Genomic DNA, 8,794 nt, shown 5'->3' with positions numbered 1-8,794 from the left:
CCCACGTATTGTCCACCACCGCCAAGGCGTCTGCCTCGTGCGCGATTGCGCAGATGGCCGCAATGTCGACAACGCGGATCATCGGGTTTGACGGCGTCTCGACCCAGACGAGGCCAGTCCGCTTCGATGTCACCGCAGCGCGCAAAGCGTCCAAATCGCGCATGTCGACGGGGGCAAAGTCGAAGCGAGACCCAATGTCGGTCTCTTCGATCAGCGAACGAATGCCGAAATACATGTCATCCGGCAGAACGATCCGACCCGCCGACGGATGGCTCTCGAAAACTGCAGCGATTGCGGCCATGCCCGAAGCGAAGGCGATGCCGTCTCCCCCTCCCTCAAGCGTCGCCATGGCCGCCTCGAACGCATTGCGTGTCGGATTTCCATCCCTTGTGTATTCGAAGCCGGACGGAAATGACCCGTTGGCGCCTCGTTCGAACGTCGTGCTGGTGTGCAGCGGCATGGATACGGCCCCCGTGGACGCGTCGACACCTCGGCCGCAGTGGATCGCCTTCGTCTCAAAACGCATCGGTTATTCCTTCCTAACGGGCAGTTGCAATTTCGTGCCGGTCATTATACTGACCGCAATACGTGAGCCGAGGACCCAAGTCAATATAATGACCAATGTTACGGAAGCGTTTGATGCCGAGCAAGCGCTTGGGCAAGCGATAGCAGCCCGGATCCGAGACTTGAGGCGTGACCAAAGCCTGACCCTGGATCGCCTGGCTAAACTAAGTGGCCTATCGAAGGGAACCGTGGTCGCGCTGGAGCAGGGTAGGGCGAACCCCAGTATCGGCATACTGTGTCGGCTGGCGGCGGCGTTTTCGCTCTCGGTGGCCGATTTGTTGAACGAGCACCCTTCCACGGTGCGCCTTCCCATCGAGCGGACAGAGACCAGGAGGCTTTGGACGAGCGCCAAGGGAAGCTCTGCGCAACTGCATTCGTCGACCTCGGGACGCACGATGTTCGAACTGTGGAGCTGGGTCATGATGCCGGGCGATGTGTTTTCCGCGGACGCTCATAGTCCGGATACGCGCGAGCTGATCTCGGTCAGTCAGGGTGCCCTGAGCGTTGTGGTAGGTACCCACGTGGAAATTTTAAGCGAAGGCGAGAGTGCGCGGCTTGTCACTGACCAACCTCACTCATATGCGGCGGCATCTGATGTGCCCGCCCACTTCACGATGGCGGTGCTTGAGCGTGGTGGACACCGAAATCCGGGGCACTCGTCGACGGCAGCGAAGATTCAGGGGCACGTTCCGTAAGGCCCCGCCGATTACTAACAACCGCACATTCGCGACAGGAGATAAACCGTTGTACGTTCCGCCTCATTTTGCCGTCCCTGATCAGAACGCCCTGTTTGACCTTATCGAGAGACACCCGCTGGGTATCCTCGTCACCCAAAGCAAAGGCACGCTGGACGCGAACCACCTCCCTTTCGAGCTTGACCGCTCGAAGGGAGACAAGGGCGTTCTCAATTGCCATGTCGCTCGCAAGAACCCAGTCTGGGAGGAAGTCGCCAATGGCGATGAGGTTCTCGTAATCTTCCGTGAGGCCGACGCTTACATCTCGCCGAACTGGTATCCGAGCAAGCATGAATTCCACAAGCAGGTGCCGACCTGGAACTATCTCGTCGTCCATGCCCACGGACGCATCACTGTCCGGGATGATGAGCGGTATGTGCGCCGCAACGTGGCGAAGCTCACTCACATGCAAGAAGCCTCGCAGCCGGTCCCATGGAAGATGGGCGACGCGCCGAAGGACTTCATCGACACGATGGTCAGGGCAATCGTCGCCTTGGAGATCGAGATCACCGGCCTGGTTGGAAAATCAAAACTCAGCCAGAACAAAGAGTTGCGCGACATTCAGAACCCTGGCGAAATGCTGCGTGCCCAAGGGGCCATTGCGATGGGAGAAGCGATGCTCGCGGCTGCGGCGGTCAAATCCCAATAGCATGTGTCTTGTCCCGACAAAGCCGCTGGTGCCGGCTTCCCGACGGGTCACCTAGTCCGCCTTGACGCACGGCAATAGCGTTTGACGGCCTGAAGCGACGCTGTGGTCACCCTTGTGATGCTTTTCCACGCGCCTGGTCAGGCGACAGGATTGCTCCGTCGTGAGGACAGGCGGGAGTTTGCAGGTTGCGGTGGGCGGGTTCGTTTCCGGCGCCTGCGCCCCGTCGTATGTCGCGAGTTGAGGAATGCGATCGAGGGCGATGTGCAGGATGCGCTGCGGGAACGTCGTCGGCTGGCACAGACGGACTTCCGATTTCACCTCGACCACCCGCGCAGCGGTTTTTAATGAGGTGCAAACGCACGCGTGTCGAATTGGGCGATTTCCCTTGGGCGCCGAGCTCGACCATGCGCGATGATGCGCTCGACGCAGCTCCAGCTGGCGGCGCCTTCAACGAACTCCTTGAACCTGCAGACCTTGCCCGAAAGCACTTGCTCTTACGGGAGATGATTGGCTTTGTCGCCGAAGCGACTGATGGAGATGTTGGTGGGCGCCGCCGCGTAGGCGACGACCCCGTAATCACAGCGGGAGCTCGCAGGCGGGGTCGACAAACACCCTTGATTGGCCGAGCTTGAGGTGCATCTCTATCAGGCTGATTGCTTATTGGGCTGGTCCAGCGTTTGATCGGACCCATGATCCATCCGACCAGCTTGTGAGGGATGCAACCGAACCAGGCGCTGCTCCCACAGTCTTCGCAGGCCCTCCATTAGAGCTGCATGCCTGGCCTGATCCGGCTCAATCATATTGAGGTGATCTCGCAACACGGCTTCGCCCTCGATCCGCATCAGTAGATTAAACAAGTCGTTTGAAATTCGCACACTGTCAATGCTGGAGTGGTTCGGAATAATCTCGCAGACAGTCTCCTGATGATCTCGCGCTGTGTAAGCACGGGTTTGATGGAGGGAGACTGAGGGAGGCAATGAAATCGCAAGCGCAGTCCAATCCTGCAGCGTTGCAGCCCGTTTTTTTACCAGGAAGGGCCCGACCACAAGTCCATCCAGCTCTGTCGTCAAAAATGTGGCAATCGCGTCTGCAACCGTATCCACGATCGGTTCAGCATTGTTGTTAAAGGACGTATTGAGCAGAATTGGAGTGCCTGTCCGCTTCTTGAAGGCATTGATGACCTCCCAGTAAGCTGGGTTGGCATCGCGCGATACTGTTTGCAGCCGAGCCGTACCGTCGACGTGCGTAATGGCACCCAACAAGGCGCGCTTTGAGTCACGCACGCGAACGACGAAATTCATGAATGGAAATTCGTGCTTACCGTCCGGGAGGTCGAAAAATTCGCTCGCATCCTCTTCCAGCACAGATGGTGCGAAAGGCCTATAGCCTTCGCGCTTCTTGACCATGGCATTGATCCGGTCCTTGTTTGCAGCGGGCCGAGGGTCGGCAAGAATGCTGCGGTTGCCCAGCGCACGTGGCCCAAACTCCGAACGACCCTGCACCCAGCCGATCACGGCGCCGTTGGTGATCCAGTGGGCTGCACTGCTCGCTACGTCATAAGAGCGTTCAACCTCGAGATGTCCGGACCATGCATTCAGTTCCTGTTCCACGGCGCGGTCGCTCCCGAGATCAGGACCCCAATAGACCTCCTGCAGTCGCTCACGCGGCGCGGGGCGGCCCATCTCGTTAGAGACTATCAGCGCAGCTCCCAATGCGCAGCCAGCGTCGTGAGACGCGGGTTGCACGAAGATGTCTTCGAAAAGCCCTGAATACAGCAGCTTGCCGTTCATCGTGCAGTTGTGGGCTACCCCTCCCGCCAGACACAACCGCTTCATGCCGGTGGCCTCACGGTGGTGCCGGAGAATGTGGAACACGATCCGCTCAAGCGCTTCCTGCAGTGACGCACTCACATCTCGATGCTGCTGGGTGAAAGGCATTCCCTTTCGCCTGATCTCGATGTTGCGGAGCAACGCCGGACCGATGCGGTCGAGGTGAACACGGTAGCCACCGTTGGCGGAGAGCTCGTACAACTGCTCGAAGAGCTCGCGATAGGGAGCGGGGTCGCCATAGGGCGCGAGTCCCATTACCTTATACTCGTCGAACATGCCGTAGCCGAGACAGCGGATCGTCTCGAGATAAAACAGCCCAAGAGAATTGTCCTCCGGGAAAGCCTCGATTTGCGTAATTTCTGTGCCAGACCCTACCGCCACAAGGCCCGACAGGAAATCACCACAGCCATCAATCGCTAGAATGAGACTTTGTTCGAAGCCCGACATTGCAAAGGCGCTCACGGCGTGCGCCTGATGATGCCCTACGAATGAAATACGCGAACTGTCCAACTTAGTGCCGAACTCACGCGCTAACAGGTTCTGCACCAACATTTTAGCATCCAACGGAGTGGAGAGAATGTCCGGTTGGGAAGCGGACATACCTTCAAGCATGGCGTTGGCATAGGGCTCGCTGGCGTAGACCGCGACACGATCAATGTCGCTGAGCTGAACCCCGGCCGTCGAGAGACAGTATTGAATCGAACCACTTGGCAGCTTGTTCGAGTGCTTGATTCGATTGAGGCGTTCCTCTTCTACGGCGGCTATCACCTTTCCGTCTCGGACGAGCACCGCGGCGCCATCGTGCATAAAGGCGTTCGGACGCTCGAATCGGTTTTCATGGGCTTGGTCAAGTCCGCCGCTGATTCCTAGACACAGCATTTCTTTCTCCAAATAGTAACGGGAAGCCAAATTGGCTTACCTCGACTGTTCCAACTAAATAGGCCGTGTTGTCGCCTGCAGCTGCGACCGCCCGTCAGGCATCAGCGGCATCGAAGAAAGCCCCATAAACGATCAATGAGATGCTTCGACTGTGACGCCTACAGTGCCATCACGCCGAGAGCTTGGCTGGATCATCCAATCCTGAGCGGCTGCTGACATGTATCCGGCGATGTTGTTTTCATCGGCAGAACCAACTTGCGATGCCGCCTGTTCTTGGGAAGGGCGGCCGTCGACGAATAACAGTACCGCCCCGTGAACTGGCCCGATTTCATTCTCCGAAGCGACCATGGTCGCACCGCGCGACATTGTCGGCCAGTTGCAACTCACTTTCTCGGCACGACCTCCACTGCACGTCAGGGCGCATCGAAGATTTTCTCCTTTGGATTATACCTAAGGCAGCTTTCGTCACGCGTTAGAGCAGCGTGTGATTGGTGCGTGAGGCTCTTTTTTGTCCATGCACGATTCCGGAAGAGTGATGAAATCGATTGTTTTGATCAAAGTCATCCACGCTATGAATAACAGCCGCAGCACATGCGTTTTCAAAGCGCTTCAGGCTTCCCGGATGGCTACTCCGATCTGAAGCGCATGGCATTCCAAGCGCTCTGTCAACCAAACGATGAGTATCGGCGTCGACCCTCATTGCCTTCGTCTTCGCGACTCCGTGACAGCGGCTGGCATTGTGTTTGTAGGGCATCGGGCGAAGATCATGTCGATCGGCCATCTCGCCTGCCTATTGCCAAACCCTTGAACAATGATCCACGCACCAGCGCGATTGTGATCACGAGCGCCTCTGAGCTCTGGAGGTTCGGTTTTCTGAGGGTTCCTGGGTCTCCGAAGCGATGGAGGTAGCTAGCTGTGAGCTTTCCATAGGTTGTGCTCTTCATGGAGTGGACGCATTTGCGTCTCGAAAGCGGTTCTTCAGTGGAACCGGCGCCAAGGCCCGTCTGTGGTCGTTCAGAACACGGGGTGCCGTGTCCAAAACGGATATTCGAGCGGGCAGCCGCCGGAATTTGACCCATGGAAATGAGCGCCTGTCAGGAGGCGTTCGAAAACGGCGCGATCTTCATCGCGGCTGTTTCATGGTGTCATTCCTGACATCTTCTTTATAATCGGCAGCTTGCGGATAGTCTTGCCCGTCGCCGCCCGTAGCGCGTTGGCGACGGCCGGGCCGATCGGCGGCACACCTGGCTCACCAACTCCCGTGGGCGGCTCCTCGGACGGCACAATGTGCACCTCGACTCGCGGCATCTGCTCGATCCTGAGCGGTGTATAGGTATCGTAGTTCTCTTGGTCTACGACACCGCCCTTCAGGGTCAGCTCCTCCTGGAGGATCGCACCTAGCCCGAATCCGATACCGCCCTCCATCTGAGCGCGAATCTGGTCAGGATTTATCGCGGTGCCGCAATCTACCGCGCAGACGACGCGGTCGACCTTGAAACCATTTTCATCGTTGAGGGTGATCTCCACCACATCGGCGACATAGGTCGAGAGGCTTTCATGCAGGGCCACGCCGCGGAAACGGCCTTCCGGCAGAGGCTTGTCCCAGCCTGCCTTCTCAGCAGCCACTTTAAGCACGGCGGCATGCCGTGGATGGTGACCGAGCATTGACAAGCGGAAGTCGACCGGATCACGGTTCGCAGCGGCGGCGAGCTCATCGATCAGGGTTTCCACCGCGTAAGCGGTGTGGGTGGAGCCTACCGAACGCCACCACAGCACCGGGATGTTCACGTCCGTGGTGGTCAGCTCGACCTTCAGGTTCGGGATCGCATAGGGCAGGTTGGTGGCGCCCTCTACGGAGGTTGGATCGATGCCGTTCTTGATCATCGCCGGAGAGGTCGAACCGCCCAAGACCGATTGACCCACGATGTGGTCATGGAGAGCGACGACATTGCCTTTCTTGTCGAGCCCCGCCTTGACTGCGTGCACATAGGCCGGCCGGTACCGCCCACCCCGCATGTCATTCTCGCGGGTCCACTGCACCTTCACTGGCTTGCCGCGTCCCAGTGCACGCGCTGTGGAAACAGCTTCGATAATGACATCTGCATCCAAGACCGCGCGGCGGCCGAAACTGCCGCCGGTCTTCATCACGTGCAGCCTCACCTTGTCCGGCGTGGTGCCGCCTACCTGAGCGGCAGCCGCCTGATAAAGGTCGGGCATCTGGTGTCCGCCCCAGACATCGATGGTGCCGTCTTCGTTGATTCGGGCGGCCGCGTTGAGTGGCTCGATCGAAGCATGGACAAGATAGGGGAATTCGTAGTGCCCCTCGATGATTTTCTCAGCACTGGCGAACGCTGCGGGAGTGTTACCGTCGTCGCGCGCGGTGGCCGCGCCCAGATCGTCTGCTGCCTTGTTGTATTCGGCCATGATCTCGGCCGTGCCGCGCTCTTCGGCCTTCTCCTCGTTCCAGGTCACCTCCACGAGGTCGCGGCCCTTCAGCGCCGTCCAGGTGTCCCTGCCAACCACGGCAAGGCCTCGCGGCGTCTGGACGACATCGACAATGCCGTCGAGTGCCTTGGCCTTGGTTGCGTCGAAGCTCTCGATCTCGGCGCCGAACTTCGGCGGATGGATCATAACGGCCGTCTGGAGTCCCTCCATCATGAGGTCGATCGTGTAGGTCTGCGCGCCGTTGGTCTTGCCGGCGGAATCGTAGCGCTTGAGGCTGTCCGATCCGATCTGGGCCCACTTGTCGCGCGGCTTTAGCGGCACGTCGTCGGGAACCGGCATTCCCGCTGCGGCTTCAGCCAGGTCACCGTAGCGCGCCTGCATCCCTGAGGCGTGCGACACGACCCCGGAAGCGACTTTGATCTCGCCGGCTGGCACGTCCCACCGCTGCGCCGCGGCCGCCACCAGCAAGGCCCGTGCGGCAGCACCCGCCTTGCGGTAGCGTTCCCACGACGAGCCCATCGACGTGGAGCCACCAGTTGCCTGTGCGGCCCCGCCCCAGGCGAGATTGCCGTAGAACGCGGTATTGCCATATCCGCCGACCACGTCCACCTGCGCCCAGTCGCCGTCGAGCTCTTCCATAACCAGGGTGGCGATGCCGAAATAGGAGCCTTGTCCCATCTCGAACTGCGAGGAGTGGATGATGATTCGGTTCTCCTTTGTGATCTCGACATAGGTCTGGAAGGGGTTCGCCGGAACCTTTGCAGGGGTCGTTTGTGCGATGTCGGGCGCGGCCAGCACTGGCCGGTAGCCCACTGCGAGGCCGCCGGTGGTAACGCCCGCGCCGACGAGGAACCAGCGGCGCGTGGGCCGCACGGCAGTATGCTTCGAGAGAAACTGCGACATGCCTCAAGTCTCCAGCCGGTTGGCGGTCTCGTGGATGGCCGCGCGGATGCGATGATAGGTGGCGCAGCGGCAGAGGTTGCCGCTCATCGCCGAATCAATATCATCGTCCGTCGGCTTAGGCGTTTCTGTAAGGAGGGCCACGGCCGACATGATCTGGCCAGACTGGCAATAGCCGCATTGAGGTACGTCGAACTCGGCCCACACGGCCTGGACCGTTTCGCCTATCTTGCCCGACACACCCTCAATGGTGGTGATCGAGGCTCCTTCGATGTCGCCGACTGCGGTCTGGCACGAGCGCGTCGGCATGCCGTTAACGTGAACCGTGCAAGCGCCGCACTGGGCAAGCCCGCAACCGAATTTCGTTCCCGTGAGTCCGATGACGTCACGGACCGCCCAGAGCAGCGGCATCTCTGGATCGACGTCGAGTGTTCGCGCCTCGCCATTGAGGGTAAAAGCGACCATTGCTTGCTCTCCTTGTCCTGAGCTGGCTATCTCGTTGAGCCTCCGCCCGCCTGGCAACCGAGCTCTTGTTGCTGAGGCCTAGCGACCACACCGTAGGAACGCGCAGCTCAAGCAACAAGCCGCTAGGTTGGCGAGTTACGAGATCGTGAAGTGGGTCGTGTCGAAAGGCTGGAGGCAACTGAATGTCATTTTTTGGGCGGACAGGCCGCTTTAGGCTGGGTTACACGAGACTGGACATTCGGGTCGTCGCGAACATCGACCGCTGGTCGGCCGCGTCCGGCAGGGCCCTGATTGGCTACACGAAATGAAATGGGACTACTATCGATGGG

6 protein-coding genes are annotated in these 8,794 nt (G+C 59.5%); 2 read left to right on the top strand and 4 right to left on the bottom strand.

Annotation, left to right across the window (positions count from 1 at the left end; translation table 11 throughout):
- Positions 1 to 526, bottom strand: a 526-nt coding sequence (locus tag NKH35_RS30195; protein ID WP_352917356.1) for an aminotransferase class I/II-fold pyridoxal phosphate-dependent enzyme, incomplete at its 3' end; no start/stop codon positions are given.
- A gap of 88 nt (positions 527 to 614) precedes the next feature.
- Here NKH35_RS30195 and NKH35_RS30190 point away from each other — a divergent pair.
- Positions 615 to 1,259 (top strand): helix-turn-helix domain-containing protein, encoded by a 645-nt coding sequence (locus NKH35_RS30190; protein ID WP_023709150.1) that lies wholly within the window; start codon positions 615 to 617, stop codon positions 1,257 to 1,259.
- A 49-nt stretch (positions 1,260 to 1,308) separates the two neighbouring features.
- A complete protein-coding gene (locus NKH35_RS30185; RefSeq protein WP_023672382.1) occupies positions 1,309 to 1,947 on the top strand; it encodes an FMN-binding negative transcriptional regulator in 639 nt (212 codons plus the stop codon).
- A gap of 644 nt (positions 1,948 to 2,591) precedes the next feature.
- Here the strand turns inward: NKH35_RS30185 and NKH35_RS30180 are convergent.
- The 3 genes from NKH35_RS30180 to NKH35_RS30170 form a co-directional block, all read right to left on the bottom strand.
- Positions 2,592 to 4,655: a carbamoyltransferase family protein gene (locus tag NKH35_RS30180; protein WP_023753779.1), complete on the bottom strand. Its 2,064-nt coding sequence runs from the start codon at positions 4,653 to 4,655 to the stop codon at positions 2,592 to 2,594.
- Positions 4,656 to 5,792: 1,137 nt separating this feature from the next.
- Complete coding sequence (locus NKH35_RS30175) at positions 5,793 to 8,003, bottom strand: xanthine dehydrogenase family protein molybdopterin-binding subunit (RefSeq protein ID WP_023753780.1); 2,211 nt, start codon at positions 8,001 to 8,003, stop codon at positions 5,793 to 5,795.
- Between the two features lie 3 nt (positions 8,004 to 8,006).
- Complete coding sequence (locus NKH35_RS30170) at positions 8,007 to 8,465, bottom strand: (2Fe-2S)-binding protein (RefSeq protein WP_023689394.1); 459 nt, start codon at positions 8,463 to 8,465, stop codon at positions 8,007 to 8,009.
- Positions 8,466 to 8,794: the final 329 nt, after the last annotated feature.

It is taken from the genome of Mesorhizobium sp. M1143 (assembly GCF_040318435.1).
Classification (GTDB): domain Bacteria; phylum Pseudomonadota; class Alphaproteobacteria; order Rhizobiales; family Rhizobiaceae; genus Mesorhizobium.
The sequence above is the reverse complement of the archived record's forward strand: the minus strand, read 5'-3'. Positions and strand labels throughout refer to the sequence as shown.

Bases quoted from the DNA above. Each gene is read 5' to 3' on its own strand.
- NKH35_RS30180 (WP_023753779.1), bottom strand. From the start codon at position 4,655: ATGCTGTGTCTAGGAATCAGCGGCGGACTTGACCAAGCCCATGAAAAC.
- NKH35_RS30170 (WP_023689394.1), bottom strand. From the start codon at position 8,465: ATGGTCGCTTTTACCCTCAATGGCGAGGCGCGAACACTCGACGTCGAT.
- NKH35_RS30190 (WP_023709150.1), top strand. From the start codon at position 615: ATGACCAATGTTACGGAAGCGTTTGATGCCGAGCAAGCGCTTGGGCAA.
- NKH35_RS30175 (WP_023753780.1), bottom strand. From the start codon at position 8,003: ATGTCGCAGTTTCTCTCGAAGCATACTGCCGTGCGGCCCACGCGCCGC.